This is a genomic window from Rubrivivax benzoatilyticus JA2 = ATCC BAA-35 (genome assembly GCF_000190375.1).
GTDB lineage: Bacteria > Pseudomonadota > Gammaproteobacteria > Burkholderiales > Burkholderiaceae_C > Rubrivivax > Rubrivivax benzoatilyticus.
In genome coordinates, this window is record NZ_AEWG01000083.1 from 1 (window position 1) to 21,118 (window position 21,118).

Annotated in this window: 19 protein-coding genes and 1 pseudogene; 12 read left to right on the forward strand and 8 right to left on the reverse strand. The window is 69.9% G+C overall.

Annotated elements, in window-relative coordinates:
* The 10 genes from RBXJA2T_RS10125 to RBXJA2T_RS10170 all read left to right on the forward strand — a co-directional run.
* Positions 1 to 328: DUF2345 domain-containing protein (locus tag RBXJA2T_RS10125; protein ID WP_157998577.1), on the forward strand; the 328-nt coding region annotated here is incomplete at its 5' end.
* A 65-nt stretch (positions 329 to 393) separates the two neighbouring features.
* Entirely contained in the window at positions 394 to 1,419 is a 1,026-nt protein-coding gene (locus tag RBXJA2T_RS10130; RefSeq protein ID WP_009857267.1) for a serine hydrolase domain-containing protein, read from the forward strand.
* Positions 1,416 to 1,982: a tRNA adenosine(34) deaminase TadA gene (tadA, locus tag RBXJA2T_RS10135; protein ID WP_009857268.1), complete on the forward strand. Its 567-nt coding sequence runs from the start codon at positions 1,416 to 1,418 to the stop codon at positions 1,980 to 1,982. The genes RBXJA2T_RS10130 and tadA overlap by 4 nt, the downstream gene beginning before the upstream one ends.
* Positions 1,979 to 2,953, forward strand: a complete 975-nt coding sequence (locus RBXJA2T_RS10140; protein WP_009857269.1) for an LD-carboxypeptidase — start codon at positions 1,979 to 1,981, stop codon at positions 2,951 to 2,953. Before tadA ends, RBXJA2T_RS10140 begins: the two co-directional genes overlap by 4 nt.
* Positions 2,954 to 3,091: 138 nt before the next feature.
* Entirely contained in the window at positions 3,092 to 5,323 is a 2,232-nt protein-coding gene (locus RBXJA2T_RS10145; protein ID WP_009857270.1) for an ABC transporter substrate-binding protein, read from the forward strand.
* Position 5,324: 1 nt separating this feature from the next.
* The gene (locus RBXJA2T_RS10150) at positions 5,325 to 6,308 is read left to right on the forward strand and encodes an ABC transporter permease (RefSeq protein ID WP_009857271.1); all 984 of its coding nucleotides are present in this window, start codon (positions 5,325 to 5,327) and stop codon (positions 6,306 to 6,308) included.
* A 13-nt stretch (positions 6,309 to 6,321) separates the two neighbouring features.
* Entirely contained in the window at positions 6,322 to 7,770 is a 1,449-nt protein-coding gene (locus RBXJA2T_RS10155) for an ABC transporter permease (RefSeq protein ID WP_009857272.1), read from the forward strand.
* Positions 7,767 to 9,599: an ABC transporter ATP-binding protein gene (locus tag RBXJA2T_RS10160; protein WP_029718455.1), complete on the forward strand. Its 1,833-nt coding sequence runs from the start codon at positions 7,767 to 7,769 to the stop codon at positions 9,597 to 9,599. Before RBXJA2T_RS10155 ends, RBXJA2T_RS10160 begins: the two co-directional genes overlap by 4 nt.
* A gap of 444 nt (positions 9,600 to 10,043) precedes the next feature.
* On the forward strand, positions 10,044 to 12,953 hold the full coding sequence (locus tag RBXJA2T_RS10165) for a TonB-dependent receptor domain-containing protein (RefSeq protein ID WP_009857274.1): 2,910 nt from the start codon (positions 10,044 to 10,046) through the stop codon (positions 12,951 to 12,953).
* 110 nt (positions 12,954 to 13,063) lie between these two features.
* Positions 13,064 to 13,525, forward strand: a complete 462-nt coding sequence (locus tag RBXJA2T_RS10170) for a hypothetical protein (protein WP_138938842.1) — start codon at positions 13,064 to 13,066, stop codon at positions 13,523 to 13,525.
* Positions 13,526 to 13,585: 60 nt separating this feature from the next.
* Here RBXJA2T_RS10170 and RBXJA2T_RS10175 read toward each other — a convergent pair whose 3' ends face one another.
* From RBXJA2T_RS10175 to RBXJA2T_RS10205, 7 genes are all read right to left on the reverse strand, one after another.
* Positions 13,586 to 14,344, reverse strand: a complete 759-nt coding sequence (locus tag RBXJA2T_RS10175; protein WP_009857276.1) for a 3-hydroxyacyl-CoA dehydrogenase — start codon at positions 14,342 to 14,344, stop codon at positions 13,586 to 13,588.
* A 55-nt stretch (positions 14,345 to 14,399) separates the two neighbouring features.
* Complete coding sequence (adk, locus tag RBXJA2T_RS10180; protein ID WP_009857277.1) at positions 14,400 to 15,056, reverse strand: adenylate kinase; 657 nt, start codon at positions 15,054 to 15,056, stop codon at positions 14,400 to 14,402.
* A gap of 127 nt (positions 15,057 to 15,183) precedes the next feature.
* A complete protein-coding gene (kdsB, locus tag RBXJA2T_RS10185; RefSeq protein ID WP_009857278.1) occupies positions 15,184 to 15,927 on the reverse strand; it encodes a 3-deoxy-manno-octulosonate cytidylyltransferase in 744 nt (247 codons plus the stop codon).
* Entirely contained in the window at positions 15,924 to 16,121 is a 198-nt protein-coding gene (locus RBXJA2T_RS10190) for a Trm112 family protein (protein ID WP_009857279.1), read from the reverse strand. The genes kdsB and RBXJA2T_RS10190 overlap by 4 nt, the downstream gene beginning before the upstream one ends.
* The gene (gene lpxK / locus RBXJA2T_RS10195; RefSeq protein WP_009857280.1) at positions 16,118 to 17,137 is read right to left on the reverse strand and encodes a tetraacyldisaccharide 4'-kinase; all 1,020 of its coding nucleotides are present in this window, start codon (positions 17,135 to 17,137) and stop codon (positions 16,118 to 16,120) included. Before lpxK ends, RBXJA2T_RS10190 begins: the two co-directional genes overlap by 4 nt.
* Complete coding sequence (locus tag RBXJA2T_RS10200) at positions 17,137 to 17,559, reverse strand: ExbD/TolR family protein (RefSeq protein ID WP_009857281.1); 423 nt, start codon at positions 17,557 to 17,559, stop codon at positions 17,137 to 17,139. Before RBXJA2T_RS10200 ends, lpxK begins: the two co-directional genes overlap by 1 nt.
* A gap of 7 nt (positions 17,560 to 17,566) precedes the next feature.
* Positions 17,567 to 18,205, reverse strand: a complete 639-nt coding sequence (locus tag RBXJA2T_RS10205) for a MotA/TolQ/ExbB proton channel family protein (RefSeq protein ID WP_009857282.1) — start codon at positions 18,203 to 18,205, stop codon at positions 17,567 to 17,569.
* Positions 18,206 to 18,528: 323 nt separating this feature from the next.
* Between RBXJA2T_RS10205 and xseA the strand changes: the two are divergent.
* Together xseA and RBXJA2T_RS20725 are read left to right on the forward strand one after the other, a co-directional pair.
* Positions 18,529 to 19,809: pseudogene (gene xseA / locus RBXJA2T_RS20720) on the forward strand (exodeoxyribonuclease VII large subunit); the annotation flags it as partial.
* An 87-nt stretch (positions 19,810 to 19,896) separates the two neighbouring features.
* Complete coding sequence (locus tag RBXJA2T_RS20725; protein ID WP_237704880.1) at positions 19,897 to 20,481, forward strand: Fe-Mn family superoxide dismutase; 585 nt, start codon at positions 19,897 to 19,899, stop codon at positions 20,479 to 20,481.
* Positions 20,482 to 20,586: 105 nt separating this feature from the next.
* Here the strand turns inward: RBXJA2T_RS20725 and RBXJA2T_RS10215 are convergent, their stop codons facing one another.
* On the reverse strand, positions 20,587 to 21,063 hold the full coding sequence (locus RBXJA2T_RS10215) for a DUF192 domain-containing protein (RefSeq protein WP_029718456.1): 477 nt from the start codon (positions 21,061 to 21,063) through the stop codon (positions 20,587 to 20,589).
* Between the last annotated feature and the right edge of the window lie 55 nt (positions 21,064 to 21,118).

The window sequence follows — 21,118 nt, forward strand, 5'->3', positions numbered from 1 at the left end:
GCTGGGGGCTCAGGGGCGTGTGTCGGTGCTGGCCGGGGCGCTGGAGCACGACGCCGAGCCGGCACCCGACACCGCGGCGGGGCTGGTCGTCGCGGCCGGCGGCGGCTTCGAGCTGCGGGCCGACGCCGCCGACGTGGCGCTGGAGGCGCGCGGCGCGGTGTCGCTGGGCGCCGCGGGTGATCGGGCCGACCTGCTGGCCGGCCGCCGCCTGGTGCTGGCCGTCGAGGGCGGGGCCGGCGTGGTGCTCGAGCGTGGCGGGCTGCGCGTCGAATGCCCCGGCACGATCGTCGTCGAGGCGGCCTCGCATCGTTTCATGCCCCGCGGCTGAGGGGCGTGCGCCTGCAGGTGCCGCCGCCATCGCGGCGCCTGCAGGCCCGCGATAATGCGCCGCCCATGGACCGAACGCTCGCCACTCCCGTCCTGCGCCGCCTGGCGCTGCTGCTGCTGGGCGTGCTCGCCGGCTGCGGCGGTGGCGGCGGCGGCGGTCAGACCAGCAGCACGCCGACGCTGGCCCAGCGCACCGCTGCGGCCCAGGCGGTTGCCGACGGTGCCGAAGACTGCCGCCAGATCCGCCCGTTCTACTGGGAGATCGGCGACGCCGCCGGCGCGCGGGCCTCGGGCAGCGTGTCGTCCGGCGCGCTCAGCGTGACGGCCGACACCCGGCTGGCCGTCGCCTCGGCGTCCAAGTGGCTCTACGGCGCGTACTTCGTGCAGCGCCAGCAGGGCCTGCTGAGCGCCGAGGACGTCGACTTCCTGACCTTTCGCAGCGGCTACACCAACTTCAGCTTCTGCGGGCCCGACACGACGGTCGGCAGCTGCCTGGAGCGCGGCGGCCGCCGTGGCGGCAGCAACGGCGACTATGTCGAGGAGAACGACGGCTTCTTCGTCTACAGCGGCGCCCACATGCAGGTGCATGCCGCGCGCAACGGGCTGGCCGACCTCGATGCCGATGCCCTGGCGGCCGAGGTGCGCCGGGTGCTCGGCAGCGAGATCGTGCTCGGCTACTCGGGCCCGCAGCCGGCCGGCGGTGTCGAGACCACGGCCGCCGACTACGCGCGTTTCCTGCGCCGCATCCTCGACGGCACGCTGAGCCACGGGCGCGCCGCGCTGGGCACGCACCCGGTCTGCGTCGACCCGGCGAGCTGTGCGCAGGCCAAGTTCACGCCGTCGCCCGCCGGCGAGCAGTGGCACTACTCGATCGGCCACTGGGTCGAGGACGACCCCACGGTCGGCGACGGCGCCTTCAGCAGCCCCGGCGCCTTCGGCTTCTACCCGTGGATCGACGCGTCCAGGACCTGGTACGGCGTGATCTCGCGCCTGGCGCTGCTCGACCGCGATCCCGACACCACCGTCGCCGTCGACTCGGTGCAGTGCGGCCGCCGCATCCGTGCCGCCTGGCTGAACCCCTCGACACCGTGACCGATTCCGGACTGCAGCACGAGCGTGACCTGCACGCGATGGCGATCGCGCTGGACCAGGCGCAGAACGCCTGGCTCGTCGGCGAGGTGCCGGTCGGCGCGGTCATCATGCGTCCCGGGCCCGAAGGCCCGCAGGTGCTGGCCACCGGATACAACCGGCCGATCACCACCCACGACCCGACGGCGCATGCCGAGATCGTCGCGCTGCGCCACGCCGCCACGCTGCTGGGCAACTACCGCCTGCCCGAGTGCGAGCTCTACGTGACGCTGGAGCCCTGCGCGATGTGCGCGATGGCGCTGATGCACGCGCGCTTCAAGCGCATCGTCTACGGCGCGCCGGACCCCAAGACCGGCGCCGCCGGCTCGGTCGTCGACCTCTTCGCCGACCGGCGCCTGAACCACCACACGCAGATCGTCGGCGGCGTGATGGCCGCCGAATGCGGCGACCTGCTGCGCCGCTTCTTCGCCGAACGCCGTGCCCTGGCGCGCGAGGCCCGCGCCGCACGCGCCATCCCCGCCGGCGAGACGCGCGAGCTCGACAGCTGGCCTCCGACCTCCTCATGACTTCACACCACGCTCACCCCGATCACGACGAACACGGCCCCGGCTGCGCCTGCGGGCACGAGGCGCCGGCGGCGCAGACCCTGCATCTGTTCTCTCCCGCCGGGGCGCTGCCGTCGGCTCCGGTGCTGCGCCGCGCCGCCAAGCGCCTGGCCGGGCTGGGCTTCGAGGTGTCGATCGACGAGTCGGCGCTGGCGCGGCAGCAGCGTTTCGCCGGCGACGACGACACCCGGCTGGCGGCGATCCACCGCATCGCCGAGGCCGCGCCATCGGTCGCGATGGCCGCACGCGGCGGCTACGGCACGACGCGATTGCTCGACCGGCTGGACTGGGCGCTGCTGGCGCGCAGCGTCGAGCAGGGCACACGCTGGGTCGGCCACAGCGACCTGACGGCGCTGCAGCTGGGCATGCTGGCCCACGGCGGCGCGCGCAGCTGGGCCGGCCCGCTGGCGGCCTACGACTTCGGGCGCTCCGACGCCGACGGCGGCGTCGACGAGGTCACCGAGGGCTGCTTCGTCGAGGCCATGCGCGGCGAGCTGGAGGCGGTGGGGTTCCGCACCGAGGCCGGCTTCGACGGCCTTTCGGCCAAGGGCACGCTCTGGGGCGGCAATCTCACGGTGCTGTGCTCGCTGCTGGGCACGCCGCACTGGCCGCGCATCCGTGGCGGCGTGCTGTTCCTGGAGGACGTCGCAGAACACCCGTACCGCGTCGAGCGCATGCTGCTGCAGCTGCTGCAGGCCGGCGTGCTGGGGGCGCAGAAGGCGCTGCTGCTGGGCAGCTTCACCGAGTGGAAGCCGGTCAAGTCCGACCGCGGCTACAAGCTGAAGACGGTGGTCGAGTACCTGCGTGCGCAGACCGGCGTGCCGATCCTCACCGGGCTGCCGTTCGGCCACGTGCCGACCAAGGTGACGCTGCCGGTGGGGGCCAAGGTCGAGCTGCTGGTGCAGGGCCGCGACGTGCTCGTGGGTTGGTGAGCCCGCGCGGGCCCCTAGAATCGCGGGCTTTTCCGCCGGTGCCCGTCACGAGCGAGGCCGCGTAGGCGGATCCGGTATTGATGCCGTCGGCCGCGGGGCCCATCCCCCCGAGGCCGGCGCCGCGAGGAGTGCGACCGCATGCGCGGGAATTCGATCGTCGTCCGTCTCGGGCTGGCCTTGGGCCTGGCCGCGGCCCTGCTGTCCGCAGGCTGCAACAACAGCCCGTATCCCGCCGGCGCCGAACGCGAGAACACGATGTTCTACTCGTTCGACGAGCGCTCGCCGCGCTACCTGGACCCGGTGGCCTCCTACGCCAACCCCGAGTCGGCGTACACCTACCAGATCTACGAGCCGCCCTACGGGTACCACTACCTGAAGCGGCCGTACACGCTGATCCCGAAGTCGGCGGCCGAGGTCGCCAAGCCGCGCTACCTCGACCGCGACGGCCGCGAGCTGCCCGACAACGCGCCGCCGGACCAGATCGCCGAGAGCGTCTACGACGTCAAGATCCGGCCGGGCATCATGTTCCAGCCGCACCCGGCGTTCGCGCGTGACGACCAGGGCCGGCCGCTGTACCTGAGCCTCACGCGCGAGCAGCTCGGCGCCAAGCGCTCGCCGCTGGAGTTCGAGCACCAGGGCACGCGCGAGCTCGTCGCCGACGACTTCGTCTACGCCCTCAAGCGCCACGCGACGACGCGCATCGAGGCGCCGGTCTTCGCGATCTTCTCCGAGTACGTGATCGGCCTGCGCGAGTACGCCGACATGGTCAAGCGCGAGGACGCCAAGCTGCTCGCCGGGCTGCCGCGCGACGCCCGCGACAAGCCCTTCCTCGACTTCCGCAAGTGGCCGCTGGCCGGCAGCACGGCGGTCGACAAGTACACCTGGCGCATCCGGCTCAAGGGCAAGTACCCGCAGTGGAGCTACTGGATGGCGATGCCCTTCCTGGCGCCCATCCCGTGGGAGGCCGACGCCTTCTACGCCCAGGACGGCATGAGCGAGAACGGCCTGTCGCTGAACCAGTGGCCGGTGGGCACGGGGCCGTACATGATGGTCGACTTCGTGCGCGACCGCCGCCACGTGCTGCAGCGCAACCCGAACTTCCACGGCGAGACCTATCCCTGCGAGGGCATGCCCGGCGACGCGGAGGCCGGCCTGCTGGCCGACTGCGGCAAGCCGATGCCCTTCATCGACAAGCTCTACGTGACGATCGAGAAGGAGAAGGTGCCGCGCAAGGAGAAGTTCAAGCAGGGCTACTTCGACGTGCCGGAGATCGAGCGTCCCGAGTGGGGCGTGGACTTCCGCAACGACGCCGACGACTCCGACGCGGTGCGCAAGCTCTACGAGGAGCGCGGCTTCCAGTTCCCGCTGATGACCGACATCTCGAACTGGTACCTCGGCTTCAACATGCTCGACCCGGTGGTCGGCAAGGGCGACACGCCCGAGCAGCAGGCGAAGAACCGCAAGCTGCGCCAGGCCATCGCCATCGCCATCGACTGGGAGGAGGGCTACGGCCGCATCTTCAAGTCCAAGGGCGGCGTGGCCGCGCACTCGCCGGTGCCGCCGGGGCTGTTCGGCTCGCGCGAAGGCCAGCCGGGCTTCTACAACCCGGTGACGCACACGCTGGTCGACGGCAAGGTCGTGCGCCGGCCGATCGAGGACGCGAAGAAGCTGCTCGCCGAAGCCGGCTACCCCGGTGGCCGCGACGCGACGACCGGCAAGCCGCTGGTCCTGAACTACGACTTCCAGCGTGCGCCGACGCCCGAGAGCAAGAGCGAGAACGACTGGATGATCAAGCAGTTCGCCAAGCTCGGCATCCAGCTCGAGGTGCGCGCGACCGACTTCAACCAGTACCAGGACAAGACGCTGCAGGGCCGGCACCAGATCTTCTGGGGCGGCTGGCTGGCCGACTACCCGGACGCCGAGAACTTCCTGTTCCTGCTCTACGGCCCGCTGGGCCGCTCGCAGAGCCAGGGCGACAACTACGCCAACTACAACAATCCCGAATACGACGGCTTGTACCGCAAGCTGCAGTCGCTGGACGACGGCCCGGAGAAGCAGGCAGTCATCGACCGGATGGTGTCCATCGTGCAGCAGGACTCGCCCTGGTGCTTCGGCTACTTCCCGTGGGGCGGCCTGGCGTTCCAGCAATGGGTGCACAACGGCAAGCCCTCGATCCTGATCCGCGACATGGCCAAGTACTACCGCCTCGACCCCGAACTGCGCGCCAGCAAGCAGGCCGAGTGGAACCGGCCCATCGTCTGGCCGGTGGCGCTGCTGGTGCTGGGCCTCGCGGCGCTGGTGTGGATCGGACGGCGCAGCTTCAAGGCGCGCGAGACCGCGACCGCCCGCGGCACGGCGGAGGCCAACTGACATGGGTGCCTACATCCTGCGCCGTCTCGGCTACGGCCTGCTGATCCTCATCGGCGTCAACCTGCTGACCTTCTTCCTGTTCTTCACCGTCAACACGCCCGACGACATGGCGCGGCTGAACATCGGCGGCAAGCGCGTGACGCAGGAGCAGATCGAGAAGTGGAAGTCCGAACGCGGCTACGACAAGCCGCTGTACTGGAACTCCGAAGGGCAGGGCACCGAGCAGCTGACGAAGACCGTGCTCTGGGAGCGCTCGATCTCGCTGATGAAGGGCGACTTCGGCCGCAGCGACTCGGCGCGCTCGGTGGACATCGGCCACGAGATCGCCTCGCGCATGGGCGTGAGCCTGCAGTTGGCGCTGCCGCTGTTCCTGCTGCAGCTGATCGTCAGCGTCAGCTTCTCGCTGATGCTGGTGTTCTTCAGGCACTCGAAGATCGACTTCTGGGGCGTCGTGCTCTGCGTGCTGATGCTGTCGATCTCGAGCCTGTTCTACATCATCGTCGGCCAGTTCCTGTTCTCGCGGGTGCTCAGGCTGGTGCCGATCTCGGGCTACGCGCCGGGGCTGGATGCGCTGCGCTTCCTGGCGCTGCCGATCATCCTGTCGCTGCTGGCGCGGCTGGGCGGCGAAGCGCGGCTGTACCGCGCGATGTTCCTCGAGGAGATCGGCAAGGACTACGTGCGCACCGCGCGCGCCAAGGGCCTGGCCGAGCAGGTGGTGCTGTTCCGCCACGTGCTGCGCAACGCGCTGATCCCGATCATCACCAGCGCCGCCGGCTACCTGCCCTACGTCTTCCTCGGCAGCCTGGTGTTCGAGAGCTTCTTCGGCATCCCGGGCCTGGGCGCCTTCGTCATCGACGCCATTGGCGGCCAGGACTTCGCGATCGTGCGCACGATGGTCTTCGTCGGCTCGGCGCTGTACATCGCCACCAACATCCTGCTGGACGTCGCCTACACCTGGGTCGACCCGCGGGTCCGCCTGAACTGAGCCGGGGAACGTCATGGGATTCAAGTTCGTCCTGCTCTGGACCGACCTGGCGCTGTGGGCGCTGTTCGCCGCGCTGGCCGGCTACACGATCCGCGTGCTGCGCAGCGAGCCGCTGCGCGCCACCTGGAAGAAGGTCTTCCGCGACCCGGCGGCGCTGTGCTCGGTGCTGGTGCTGCTGGTCTTCCTGTTCATCACCGCGCTGGACAGCGTGCATTTCCGCCGCCAGCTTGCCGATGCCCAGGGCCAGGCCTCGGGCCAGGTGTTCTACGAGACGCGCACCCAATCGCTGCTGGACCTGGCGCTGGCGCGCCAGATCTCGATGCGCGAGTCCAGCTACTCCGAGCCGCTGGCCTGGCGCGCGCTGAACAAGCAGAGCGTCACGCGCGACGGCGTCACGCTGCGCGAGTTCCCCCGCCTCGAACACGGCGGCGTGCACCTGACGGACCCCGAGACGCAGTGGGCCGGTGACGTGTCCTCGCGCGCGCTGGCCGGTGCCGGCGGCGGCCTCGCCGTCGCGCTGGCGGCCGTGCTGCTGCTGTCGGCGGCGCTGGCGCGCAGCCACGGCGGCTTCGGCACCGCGCTGGCCGACCTCGCGGCCGACCGCACCGAGCTGCCCTGGCGCGCCGCGGCGATCACCTTCGCCGTGATCTGCGTGCTGGCTGGCGTCATCGCCGCGCTGGCCGGCCACTACCACGTCTTCGGCACCGACCGCACCGGCAACGACGTGCTGGTTCAGACGCTGAAGAGCGTGCGCACGGCCTTCGTCATCGGCACGCTGGCGACGCTGGCGACGCTGCCGCTGGCCATCGTGCTCGGCATCCTGGCGGGCTACTTCCGCGGCTGGGTCGACGAGGTCGTGCAGTACCTCTACACGACGCTGTCCTCGGTGCCCAGCGTGCTGCTGATCGCGGCCTGCGTGCTGATGGTGCAGGTCTGGCTCGACAAGCACCCCGACTGGTTCGAGACCGGCGTCGAGCGTGGCGACCTGAAGATCTTCATGCTGTGCGTGATCCTGGGCCTCACCGGCTGGTCGACGCTGTGCCGGCTGGTGCGCGCCGAGACGCTGAAGCTGCGCGAACTCGACTTCGTGCAGGCGGCGATGGCCTTCGGCGTGAAGCCCTCGCGCATCATGGCGCGACACATCTTCCCCAACGTCGTGCACCTGGTGCTGATCACCACCGTGCTCAGCTTCAGCGACCTGATCCTCTACGAGGCCGTGCTGACCTACGTCGGCGTCGGCGTCGACCCGACGACCTCCAGCTTCGGCGGCATGATCAATCTCGCACGCAGCGAGATGAGCCGCGACCCGGTGGTCTGGTGGAGCTTCGCCGCGGCGTTCGGCTTCATGGTCGTGCTGGTGCTGGCCGCCAACCTGTTCGCCGACGGCGTGCAGCAGGCCTTCGACCCGCGCGCGCGCGCCTTCCGCCCGCGCCTGGGCTTCAAGAAGCGAGTCTCGGCATGATGAAGATCCAGGACCTCGAGGTCGTGCTCGACGCCGACGCCGGCCTCGTCAAGGCGATCGACGGGCTCAAGCTCGCGATCGAACGCGGCGAGACCTTCGCCCTCGTCGGCGAGTCCGGCTGCGGCAAGAGCATGACGGCGCTGGCGCTGATGCGCCTCTTGCCCGAGAACGGCCGCGTCACCGGCGGCCAGGTGCACATCGGCGGCGTCGACGTGCTCGACCTGCCCGAAGCCGGCATGCGTGCCGTGCGCGGCGGCCGCCTGGGCATGATCTTCCAGGAGCCGGCGACCAGCCTGAACCCGGTGATGAAGGTCGGTGACCAGATCGTCGAGGCCATCGAGACGCATACCGCGCTGCGCGGCGCGGCCGCACGCGCCAAGGCCATCGACTGGCTGCGCCGCGTCGGCATCCCGGAGCCCGAGCGCCGCATCGACGACTACCCGTTCCGCATGAGCGGCGGCCAGAAGCAGCGCGTGATGATCGCGATGGCGCTGGCCACCGAGCCCGACTTCCTGATCGCCGACGAGCCGACGACGGCGCTGGACGTGACGATCCAGGCGCAGATCCTCGACCTGCTGAAGGACCTGCAGCGCGAACAGCGCATGGGCCTGCTGCTGATCACGCACGACCTGGCGGTCGTCTCCGGCATGGCGCATCGTGTGGCGCTGATGTACGCCGGCCAGATCGTCGAGGTGGCGCCGGCGGCCGAGTTCTTCTCGCGCCCGCAGCACCCGTACGCCCAGGCCCTGCTGCGCGCGCTGCCGGCCGGCGACCGGCGTGGTGTCGCGCTCGAGGCGATCCCCGGCACCGTGCCGCCGCTGTGGCTGCAGTTCGAGGGTTGCCGCTTCGCGCCGCGTTGCGCGGCGGCGATGCCGCACTGCGCGACGACCTTGCCCGAGCTGGTGAACACCAGCGACACGCACCAGGTTCGGTGCCTGCTGCACAAGCCCGGGGTGCCGGCTGCACCGGAGCGGATCGTGCGGCCCGAGCTGCCGGTGCCGCCGCCGGTGCCGGCGCGCGAAACGGCGCCGCTGCTCGACGTGCAGGACCTGAAGGTGCGTTTCCCGATCCGCGGCGGCCTGCTGCAGCGCGTGACCGGACACTTCGACGCCGTCGCCGGCGTGTCGTTCCAGGTCGCGCGCGGCGAGACGCTGGCGCTGGTCGGCGAGTCGGGCTGCGGCAAGACGACGACCGGCAAGGCCATCGTGCAGCTGCTGCGCCGCGTCGCGGTGACCGAGGGCCGCGCGATGCTCGACGGCCAGAACCTGTTCGAGCTCGACGGGCCGGCGCTGCTGGACGCGCGCCGCAAGGTGCAGATCATCTTCCAGGACCCGTTCGCGTCGCTGAACCCGCGCATGCGCGTCGCCGACCTGCTCGAGGAAGGCCTGATGGCCTTGCATCCGGACCTGGACGCGGCCACGCGGCGCGCGCGCATCGAGCGCCTGACCGACCAGGTCGGCCTGCGCCGCGACGCGCTCGAGCGCTACCCGCACGAGTTCTCCGGCGGCCAGCGCCAGCGCATCGCGATCGCGCGTGCGCTGGCGGTGCAGCCGCGGCTGATCGTCTGCGACGAACCCACGTCGGCGCTGGACGTGTCGGTGCAGGCGCAGATCCTCAACCTGCTGCGCGAACTCCAGCGCGAGCTCGGCGTCTCGTACCTGTTCATCACGCACAACATCGGCGTCGTCGAGTACATCGCCGACCGCATCGCGGTGATGCAGGCCGGGCGCATCGAGGAACAGGGAGATTGCGCCGACGTCCTGGCGCGGCCACAGCGCGACTACACGAAGACGCTGCTGGCGGCGGTGCCGCGACTCGTCACGGCCTGAAGACGCGCTGAACGGGGCCCCGACCGGCCTGCGCCATGGCGCAGGCCGGCCGCTCGCGTCCATCTTTTTGCCGCCGATTGCGGGCGGCCTCCCATGGTCGTGCGTACAAGCTGTCGCAAAGTGTTGCAGCGGCCCAACGTCGGCGCCAGATTGCGGGGGTGTGACAACCGGGTTGCCGGTATGTAACCGCTATCGTCGCCCGATGGCTACGAGGGGCTGGCGCCGCGCGCTGCCTGGGCAATCCGGGTGGTGTCGAGCGGCAGCCTCGGCCAAGTGAACTGACCGGTTCGAGTTGCGTCATGACTTTCCCGTGCTGACCGGGCACATGACGCAGCTTGACAATCGGTTCACGGTTCTCCGGCGATGCCCGCAAGGCGGTTACACGGCACAGGGCTTGCTCGGGGACGAGAGTCTTTGGATCAACACACCACAGGAGTGAACTTAATGTTCAAGCGAACGAAGCTTGCAACCTGCCTGCTGGTCGCCTTTGGCGGCGGCATCGGCTTTTCGGCCTCCCCGGTTCTCGCCCAGTCGGCCACGTCGGCCGGCACCGAGCGCATTGAAGTCACGGGCTCTCGCCTCCGTTCGCTGGAAGGCGAATCGTCTTCCCCCGTCCAGGTCGTGACCGGTGAAGAGATCGCCAAGGCCGGCATCGTCAACGTCCAGGAACTGCTGACCAAGAATCCGACGGTCGGTGTCCCGGGCATCAGCCGCACCAACTCCAACTTCGCGACCTCCAGCGCCGGTGTCGCCACGGTCGACCTGCGCAACCTCGGCTCCGACCGCACCCTGGTGCTGGTGAACGGCCGTCGCTTCGTCGCCGGCGTCCCGGGCAGCGCGTCGGTCGACCTGAACACGATCCCGACCGAGTTCATCGAGCGTGTCGAGATCCTGACCGGCGGCGCTTCCGCGACCTACGGCTCCGATGCCGTCGCGGGTGTCGTCAACATCATCCTGAAGAAGAACTTCCAAGGCCTGAGCGTCAATGCTCAGCACGGCGTGTCCGAAAAGGGCGACGACCGCAAGGACGTCTTCAGCATGACCATGGGCGCCAACAGCGAGAACGGGCGCGGCAACATCATGGCCCACATCGGGTTCTCCGATCAGGGCGCGGTGATGGCGCGCGACCATGGCGTGCCGTTCGACAACATCTCCCTGGCCTACACGACCCGTAAGCCGGAAGATGTCTTCAAGTTCGTCGGGCCTTTCTACTCCAGCTACGGCTCCAGCGGCCGTTTCTTCGGCGACAACGGCACCTACACCGTCGACGCCAACGGCAACGTCGTTCCGTGGTCCACCAACGGCCCGGCCGGCGACGGTGTCGGCGCCTACGGCTACAACCGCCAGAACGATCGTTATCTCGCGATTCCGACCAAGCGTTTCGTCTTTGCCACCCAAGGCGAGTACGCGATCGACGACAACCACAGCGCCTGGCTCGAAGCGAACTACGCTCAGACGCAGACCAAGTCGCGTCTCGAGCCCTTCCCGCTGGACTCCGAAGCCCTCTTCCCCTCGTCGGGCGGGCAGGTTCCGGCCGAGTTCCTGGTCAACGGCTCGGTGGTGGTCAACCCGCTGATCCCGGCGGGCATCCTCGCCGACCTCGTCGACAACGACGGCGACGGCCTGCGTGACTACTTCTTCTCTCGCCGTCTGTCGGAGGTTGGCACGCGCGGCAACAAGGCCGACCGCGACACCTTCCGCATCGCGACCGGTCTGCGTGGCTCGATCTTCGACGGCTGGGACTACGACACCTACGTGTCCTACGGCGCCACCAAGGAGTCGCAGGTCTCCAGCGGCCAGGTCAACGTCCTGAACTTCGCGCAAGCGCTGCAGGCCATGACCGACGTCGACGACGTCGACGGCGACGGCAACACCACCGAAGCGGTCTGCATCAGCGCCGACGCCCGTGCCCAGGGCTGCGTGCCGGCCAACATCTTCGGTGCCGGCAACATCTCCGCCGACGCGCTGAAGTACATCCTCGCCCCGGGCATGCTGTCGACCTTCACGTCGCAGAAGCTGGCCGGTGGTGTCATCCGCGGCGAGCCGTTCGCGCTGCCGGCCGGCAAGGTCGGCGTCGCGGCGGGCTTCGAATGGCGCGAGGAATATGCGCGCACCGAGTTCGACGCGCTGCAGCAAGCGGGCCTGAACGCCGGCAACGCCATCCCCCGCACCGAAGGCTCGTTCTCGGTGCGCGAACTGTTCGCCGAGACGCGCATCCCGCTGGTCAAGGACCAGATCCTGGCCAAGTCGCTGTCGCTGAACGCCGCGATCCGTTCGTCGGACTACAGCACCGTCGGCCGCACCTTCAGCTGGACCACCGGCCTGGAGTGGGCGCCGACGCGTGACCTGCGTGTCCGCGCGACGAAGGCCCTGGCGGTTCGTGCCCCGAACATCAACGAGCTGTACTCGCCCGCGAGCCAGACCTTCCCGCAGGTCCAGGATCCCTGCGTCGGCGTGACGGCCACCTCGACCGGCGCGCGTGACGATGCCTGCCGTGCCGACCCTGGCGTGGCCGCGAACATCGCCGCGAACGGCTCGTTCACGCTGAACCAGTCGGACGCGCAAGGCGTCAGCGGTTACGACTCCGGCAACCCGAACCTGAAGGAAGAAACGGGCAAGACCTGGACCCTGGGCCTGGTCTACGCTCCCAGCGCGCTGAAAAACGTCGTGTTCACCGCGGATTACTTCCGGGTGAAGATCGAAGACGCGATCACGAACGTGGGTCGTCAGACTTCGCTCAACCAGTGCTACGGCGGGGACACGTACTTCTGCCAGTTCATCATTCGTCGCCCGGCCAACATCGGCGCGAACAGCGCTGGTTCTCTTGAGTACGTCAACTCTCCGGCGACGAACAGCGGTGGTCTCTTCACCTCGGGTGTTGACCTGACGGCTTCGTACAGTGACCGTGTCGGTCCGGGGCGCCTGAGCGGCCGTATCGCTTACACGTATCTGGATGACGGCTACGAACTGCCGGTCGCTCGCCTGGGCACGAAGGACCCGTTCGTCGGCGAGATCGGAGCGGCTCGTGATCGTGCGGCGCTGTCCGTGGGTTACACCTACAAGGACTTCGCGATCAACACGACGACGACGTACATCGGCAAGTCCTACCTCGACGACCAGCTGTTCGGTCGCGGTGTGGTCAGCGTGCCGTCGTACACGCAGTTCGACTTCCAGGCCTCCTACACCTACGGCAAGGCGACCTGGTACTTCGGCATGGACAACGCGTTCAATGCCAAGGGCCCGAAGACGGACAGCAACGCGCTCCTGTGGGGCACGACCGGTGCCGGCACGGCTGCCGACGTTTATGATGCGATCGGCCGCCGCTATTACGCTGGCGTCCGCTTCGACTTGTAATCCGTCGTACTGTCGATTGGTAGTTTGCGCGTTCTCTCGTGGAACGCGCACTACCGGCGAAAGGGGTCGACCATGGGTCGACCCTTTTTTTCTTTCAAGGGTGATTCGTGATGAAGTTTGCTTATTCCGGGCTGTTTGCGGTGCTGCTCTCCGTGGGGCTCGTGCCTGCGCACGCGGCGGCTTCCGGAGGCATCGCCTCGTGCCTCGAATTGGCCGACCGTGACGCGCGTCTGGCCTGTTTCGAGGCCGGTGCTCGCGAACTGAAGGGCGAGGAGGAGCGCAAGCGAACCGCCGAAGCCGAGCGCAAGACGAAGGAGTTCGGTTTGCCGAGCCCGGTCGTGCGTGAAACGCTTTCCAGCGTCAAGGTCCGGATCGTCAGCGAATTCGACGGCTGGCGACCGGGTGCGACGTTCAAGCTCGACAACGGTCAGGTCTGGGAGTTCATCGGCAACGACTCCGGCACCGTCACGCTGACCAACAACGAAGCAGTCATCGAGCGCGGCATGCTCGGCAGCTTCTTCCTGCGGATGGAAGGCGTTCGTTCAACGCCGAAGGTGCGTCGAATCCGCTGACATTGCACCGACCCGGCGGGGCCGTGCCATGCGGCACGCCGTGGTGCCGCCCGCCTGCTCTTACTTCGGCGCCAGCCGGATCGCCCCGTCCAGCCGGATCACCTCGCCGTTGAGCATGTCGTTCTCGACGATGTGCTGCACCAGTTTGGCGTAGTCCTCGGGCGTGCCGAGGCGGCTGGGGAAGGGCACGCCGGCGGCCAGTGCCTGCTGCACTTCGGCCGGCATGCCGAACAGCATCGGCGTGCCGAAGATGCCCGGCGCGATCGTCATGTTGCGGATGCCGTTGCGCGCCAGGTCGCGGGCGATCGGCAGCGTCATGCCGACGATGCCACCCTTGCTCGCGGCATAGGCCGCCTGGCCGATCTGGCCGTCGTAGGCGGCGACGCTGGCGGTGCTGATCAGCACGCCGCGCTCGCCGGTGGGTTCGGGCTCGTTCTTCGCCATCGCCGCGGCGGCCAGGCGGATCATGTTGAACGAGCCGACCAGGTTCACCTGGATCGTCTTCGTGAACGTCGCCAGCGGGTGCGCGCCGTCCTTGCCGACGGTCTTCACCGCCGGCGCGATGCCGGCGCAGTTGACCAGGCCGGCCAGCTTGCCGGCCGCGACTGCGGCATCGACCACCGCCTGCGCATCGGCCTCCTGGCTGACGTCGCAGCGCACGAAGACGCCGCCGATCTCGCGGGCGACCGCTTCGCCGCGTTCGACCTGCAGGTCGGCGACGACGACCTTGGCGCCGTGTGCCGCCAGCCGGCGTGCCGTGCCTTCGCCGAGGCCCGACGCGCCGCCGGTGACGATGAACACCTTGCCCTGGATTTCCATCCGTTGTCTCCTTCGCCTCTGACGGGCGTGCGGGGGAAAGAAAGGGCCGGGAGGATCAGCTCTCGAGCGCCGCGAACGCGCGCCCGGTGATCTCCTCGACCGTGCCGGTGCCGCTGATGCGGCGGTAGCGGGGGGCCTGCGCGTCGCCGGTGGCGGCCCAGGCGGAGTAGTAGTCGACGAGCGGGCGCGTCTGGCTCTGGTAGACGTCCAGGCGCTTGCGCACCGTCTCTTCCTTGTCGTCCTCGCGCTGGATCAGCGGCTCGCCGGTCTCGTCGTCGACGCCTTCGGTCTTCGGCGGGTTGAACTTGACGTGGTAGGTGCGGCCCGAGCCGACGTGCACGCGGCGGCCGCTCATGCGCTCGATGATCGCCTCGTCGGGCACGTCGATCTCGAGCACGACGTCGAGCTTGACGCCCGCGGCCTTCATCGCGTCGGCCTGCGGGATCGTGCGCGGGAAGCCGTCGAACAGGAAGCCGCCGGCGCAGTCGGGCTGCGCGATGCGTTCCTTGACCAGGCCGATGATGATGTCGTCGCTGACCAGGCCGCCGGCGTCCATCACCTTCTTGGCCGCCAGGCCGAGTTCGGTGCCGGCCTTGACCGCCGCACGCAGCATGTCGCCGGTGGAAATCTGCGGGATGCCGTACTTGCGGCAGATCTGGGCCGCCTGCGTGCCTTTGCCGGCGCCGGGCGCCCCCAACAGGATCAGTCTCATCGCTTCCTCGAGCTTTGTGGTGATGCTTGCTGCGGCCGGCGCTGCCGGGCGCGATTCAAAGGAGCGTAACACGCGCACTCCCGCGCCAGCCTGACGCCCGGGCGACCGGGCCGGGGCCGCCCGGCGTTCAGGCGAAGAGCGCGCGCACGCGCTCCAGGTCTTCCGGCGTGTCGACGCCGGCGCCCGGCGCGTGGGCGGCGACGTGCACCGCGATGCGTTCGCCGTGCCACAGCACGCGCAGCTGCTCCAGCGACTCCAGCCGTTCCAGCGGCGCGGGCTCCAGCGCCGGGAAGCGGCGCAGGAAGCCGGCGCGGTAGCCGTAGATGCCGACGTGGCGCAGCGGCGCGGGCTCGGCCAGCGCGCCCGGCGCGCCGTCGCGCCAGCACGGGATCGGCGCGCGGCTGAAGTACAGCGCACGTCCGGCGGCGTCGAGCACGACCTTCACGACGTTGCGGTTGGCGAAGTCCTCGGCCGAATCGATGGCGTGCGCGGCCGTGCTCATCACGCAGTCCGGGCGCTCGTCGAGCAGATCGGCGCAGCGGCGCACCAGCGCCGGGTCGATCAGCGGCTCGTCGCCCTGCACGTTGACGATGCGCGCCGTGCCGTCCAGGCCCAGCAGCGTGCAGGCCTCGGCCAGGCGGTCGCTGCCGCTGGGGTGGTCGGCGCGTGTCAGCACGGCTTCGACGCCGTGCGCGGCGCAGGCTGCGGCGATGTCGGCGTCGTCGCAGGCGACGACGATCCGCTCGGCACCGGCATCGGCGACGCGGCGCGCGACACGCACGATCATCGGCAGCCCGCCGATGTCGGCCAGCGGCTTGCGCGGCAGGCGCGTCGACGCGAGGCGCGCCGGGATCAGGACCGTGAAGCTCACGGCGCGGGTGGCAGGTCCAGGCTGCGGGCCTCGGTCTCGAGCATCACCGGGATGCCGTCGCGGATCGGGAAGGCGAGGCGGTCGGCGTTGCAGACGAGGTCGGTGGGGCGCTGCAGCTCGTCGCGGGAGACTTCCAGCGGGCCTTTGCAGACGGGGCAGACGAGCAGGTCGATCAGACGGTGGTCGAGCGTCATCGGGTTCGCGGCGGCGCGATGAGGCGCAGCACGTCCTGAACGAGTGAATCGGGAAGCGCGAAGTCTAGCCCGACGACCCACACGCGCGTCCCGCCCGCGTTACGGCCGGCGAGCTTGACGGCGTCCTTCTCGGTGACCAGCACCTCCGGCGTGCCGGCCGGCCAGGGCAGGGCGGCGAAGTCGTGGTGGTCGGGCAGCGGCAGGCGTTCGATCTCCAGCCCGGCGGCCTCGAGCATCGAGAAGAAACGCTCGGGCGAGGCGATGCCGGCCAGCGCCAGCAGGCGGCGGCCGCGCAGCGTGGCCAGCGCGACGCCTTCGCCGCGACGGCCGGCCGCCCAGTCTTCCAGCGCCAGCGCGTCGCCCAGCGTGCGCGTCGCGCAGACGCCCGGCAGCGGCGTCGTCGGGGCCGGCGCGTTGTAGAGCACGAAGCGCCCGCGCGACAGTGTCGCCGGCATCGGCTCGCGCAGCGGGCCGGCGGGCAGCAGCCGGCCGTTGCCGATGCCGCGCTCGTCGAAGACGACGATCTCGGCGTCGCGTGCCAGGCGTCGGTGCTGCAGGCCGTCGTCGGAGACGAGCACGTCGACCTCCGGGTGGGTGGCGCAGAGCGCACGCGCGGCGGCGACACGATCCCGGCCGACCCAGACCGGCACGCCGGCGCGGCGGCGGATCAGCAGCGGTTCGTCGCCGGCGTCGGCAGGCGAGGCGTCGGGCCGGACGTCGTGCACGCCGTCGCCGTCGCGGCCGAAGCCGCGCGAGATCACGCCCGGCGTGTATCCGGCGGCCTGCAGCGCGCGCACCAGCGCGATGACGGTCGGCGTCTTGCCGGCCCCGCCGACGATCAGGTTGCCGACGACGACCACCGGCACCGGGGCGCGTTGCGGCTGGACCTCGGCGGCGCGGCGCGACACGCCGGCATAGAGCGACTCGAGCGGCGCCAGCGTCGCCGCCAGCGCCGTGCGCCGCGGCCGCCACCAGTGGCGCAGCAGCAGCGCCTCGAGCCGCGCGGCCAGCGACATCAGCGGGCGCCGTTCGGCGTCTGCGAGGCGAAGGTCAGGCGCGAGAGCCCGGCGCGGCGCGCCGCGTCGAGCACGTTGATCACCGACTGGTGCGCGGCCATCGCGTCGGCCGAGATGATGACGACGACGTCCTGGCGGCCCTTGGCGGCGGCGCCGAGCGCGGCGGCCAGCTGCGCGACGTCGCGGCCGTCCACCGCCTGGCGGTCGATCGCGTAGCGGCCGTCGGCGGCCACGGCGACGATGATCTCGGCCGGCCGTTCGCGCAGCTTCTCGGCGTCGGCCGCCGGCAGCGTGATCTGCAGCTCGGTGAAACGCGAATAGGTCGTCGACAGCATCAGGAAGATGAGCACGACGAGCAGCACGTCGATGAACGGGATCAGGTTGATCTCCGGTTCCTCGGGGCGGCGGCGGCTGAAGCGCATCGCGGGCTCAGGCGGCCGGGTTGCCGCGCACGGCGAAGCGCATCAGGTGCGGCACCAGGCGCTCGGCGGCCAGTTCCATCGTCAGCTGGAAGGCGTCGACCCGGCCACGGAAGTAACGGTAGAACATCAGCGACGGGATCGCGATGATCAGGCCGAAGGCGGTGTTGTAGAGCGCCACCGAGATGCCGTGGGCCAGCATCTGCGGGTTCGTCGCGCCGGTGGGCGCCTGCGAGCCGAAGATCTCGATCATGCCGATGACGGTGCCGAACAGCCCCAGCAGCGGCGCTGCCGCGGCGATCGTGCCGAGCGTGTTCAGGTAGCGCTCGGTCGTGTGCACCGCGGTGCGCCCGGCGTTCTCCATCGCCTGGCGCAGGGCCTGCTCCTGGATGCGCGGGTCGGCGATCACGGCCTGCAGGCCGGCGGCCAGCACGCCGCCCAGCAGCGAGTTGTCGGCCAGCTTGGCGACGACGTCCTGCGCCGGCAGGCTGTTGCGCGAAACGCCGATGACCTCGTCGAGCAGCGTCGGGGGGGCGATCAGCGGCGTGCGCAGGTGATACAGCCGCTCCATGATGAGCGCCAGGGCCACGATCGAGCAGAGGATCAGGAGCCAGATCGGCCAGCCGGCCGCTTGTATGATCGTCAGCAAGGGGTTCTTCGAGGTGAGCGGCAGGGCTCGCCGCAGCCGGCGGATTATGAGGCAAGCCCTGTCCGCCACAGCCGCTGCGGCGCAATCTGCGAAGCCCCCGGCGCGTATCCACGCCATTTGTGGATAACTTTGTGGAGAAGCCGTCGGCAGCCGCTCCAAACCCGCGCCAGGATTGGGCCGCGCTTGGTTTGCCCCATTTTTCAGCATTTTTTTCTTCAGTGAAATCAATCACTTGCGAGATCTTCGTGGGCTCCTGGCGTGGTATACGCGCCCGCCTGACCTGATGTTCCGGCCTGTGGAGTTCCGCCGTGACGGGGGGTGCAATGAGCGCGCTTGACCCGGCTGCGGGTGTGGCGTCGCCGCGCCAGGTGTGGAGCGTCGCGGGGCTGTTGCTGGCCACCGCCGATGCCTTGTCGGCGCGTTTCGGCGCGGTCGCCGTGCGCGGCGAAATCTCGGGTTTCACGCGCGCCGCCAGCGGCCACTGTTATTTCTCGCTGAAGGACCACGACGGCCAGCCGGCGCTGCTGCGCTGCGCGATGTTCCGCCGCGCCGCGGCGCTGCTCGACTTCCAGCCTCGCGACGGCCTGCAGGTCGAGTTGCGCGGGCGGCTGGGTGTCTACGACGCGCGCGGCGAACTGCAGATCGTCGTCGAGTCGCTGCAGCGCCTGGGGGCGGGCACGCTGTACGAGGAGTTTCTGCGCCTGAGGGCCCGGCTGGAGGCGGCCGGACTCTTCGACGCGGCGCGCAAGCGGCCGATCCCGCCGCATCCGCGTGTTCTGGGCGTCGTCACCTCGCCCGGTGCCGCGGCGCTGCGCGACGTGCTCACCGCGCTGGCGCGGCGGGCGCCGCAGGTGGCGGTCGTCGTCTACCCGACGCCGGTCCAGGGCGGCGAGGCGCCGGCGGCGATCGTGGCCGCGCTGCGCACGGCGGCCGATCGCCGCGAGGTCCAGGTGCTGCTGCTGGTGCGCGGCGGCGGCTCGCTCGAGGACCTGTGGGCCTTCAACGACGAACGCGTGGTGCGCGCGGTGGCGGCGTCGCCGATCCCGGTGGTCTGCGGCGTGGGTCACGAGACCGACGTCACGCTGGCCGACCTTGCCGCCGACCTGCGCGCGCCGACGCCGACGGCGGCGGCGGAGCTGGCGGCGCCGGCCCGCGTCGACCTGCTGGTGGCGCTGGCGTCCCGGTCCGAGGCGCTGCAGCGTGCGCTGCGGCGCCAGCTCGATCGCCAGGCCCAGCGCCTGGACACCGCCGCGCTGCGCCTGGGGCGGCCGGCCGCCGGGGTGGCGCAGCAGCGTCAGCGGCTGGCGGCGCTGGAGCTGCGCTTGCAGCAGGCGCTGGCACCTCAGCTGTCGCAGCGAACGCAACGTGCGATGGCGCTGGGGCTGCGTCTGCGCGCGGCGACGGTGTCGCGCCTGGATCGCCTGCGCTCGAACCTCGAGCTCGGCCGCCAGCGTCTGGCGGCGCTCGACCCGGCGCGGGTGCTGCAGCGCGGCTACGCCTGGGTCGAGACACCTTCCGGGCGGCCGGTGCTGCGGGCGGACGGGCTGCGGCCGGGCGACGAGCTGCGGGCCGTCTGGGCGGACGGGGCGGCGGCCATACGCGTCTTCGGGGTCGAACGGAAGGGGTCTGCATCAAATGAATGCGGTGCCTACAATCCCCGACAGCTTTCATCCACCCACAGGAACGACTCCATGGAACGCACGCTGCCTCCCCTGCCGTATGCCCTCGACGCCCTGGCGCCGCACTACAGCCGCGAGACGCTGGAGTACCACCACGGCAAGCACCACAACGCGTACGTCGTGAATCTGAACAACCTGCAGAAGGGCACCGAGTTCGAGGGTCTCGAGCTCGAGGAGGTCGTGCGCAAGTCTTCCGGCGGCATCTACAACAACGCCGCGCAGATCTGGAACCACACCTTCTTCTGGAACTGCATGAAGCCCGAAGGCGGCGGCGAGCCGGCCGGGGCGCTGGCCGCGGCGATCGTCGCGAAGTGGGGCTCCTACGCGGCCTTCAAGGAGGCCTTCGTGAAGTCGGCGGTCGGCAACTTCGGCTCCGGCTGGACCTGGCTGGTCAAGAAGGCCGACGGCTCGGTCGACATCGTCAACATGGGTGCCGCGGGCACGCCGCTGACCACCGGCGACACGCCGCTGCTGACGGTCGACGTCTGGGAGCACGCTTACTACATCGACTACCGCAACCTGCGCCCGAAGTTCGTCGAGACCTTCCTCGACAAGCTCGTGAACTGGTCGTTCGCCGAGGCGAACTACGCGGCCTGATCGCGTCTGATCCCCGGTCGATCACGCCCTGACGGGCTGATCGCGCTAACCGACCGCAAGCCCAACCGGCGCGGTCGGTTTTTTGTTTGAGTAAATCAGTGCGGCTCAGTTGCCAAACGGTGCGCCGCGGAGCTTGAAGCCGGCGCCAATGCCACGTTTGGCGAACCAGCCCTGACGCATCTCAAGGGCGAAGCGGACCGGCTTCGCCGAGCAGTGGGATTCGTCGCTTTGAGGCTGCATCTCGGCCGTGTTGACGACGGTGCCGTCGTCGGCGATGAACGCGATCGACAGCGGCAGCAAGGTGTTGCGCATCCAGAAGCAGCGCACCCCCGCCTCGCGGTTGAAGAACAGCATCCCTTCGTTCGGGCCCATCTCGCGCCTGAACATCATCCCGGTGGCTTGTTGCTCGGGGGTCTGCGCCACCTCGGCGTGGATCACGTGCATGCCCGCCGTCAATGGCACGGTGGGCAGCTTCGGCTGCGGCCCCCCCTGAGCGTGTGCTGCACGTAGCGCAAAAAAGACAAGAAGTGCAAGTACTCCGGTCAAACGCGGATAGCTATAAACTTTGATATAGGTCGTCATGTTCGAGGCAGGAAGCGAAACTACATATTCCGGCGACGGTGACCGCCGCCCCCGA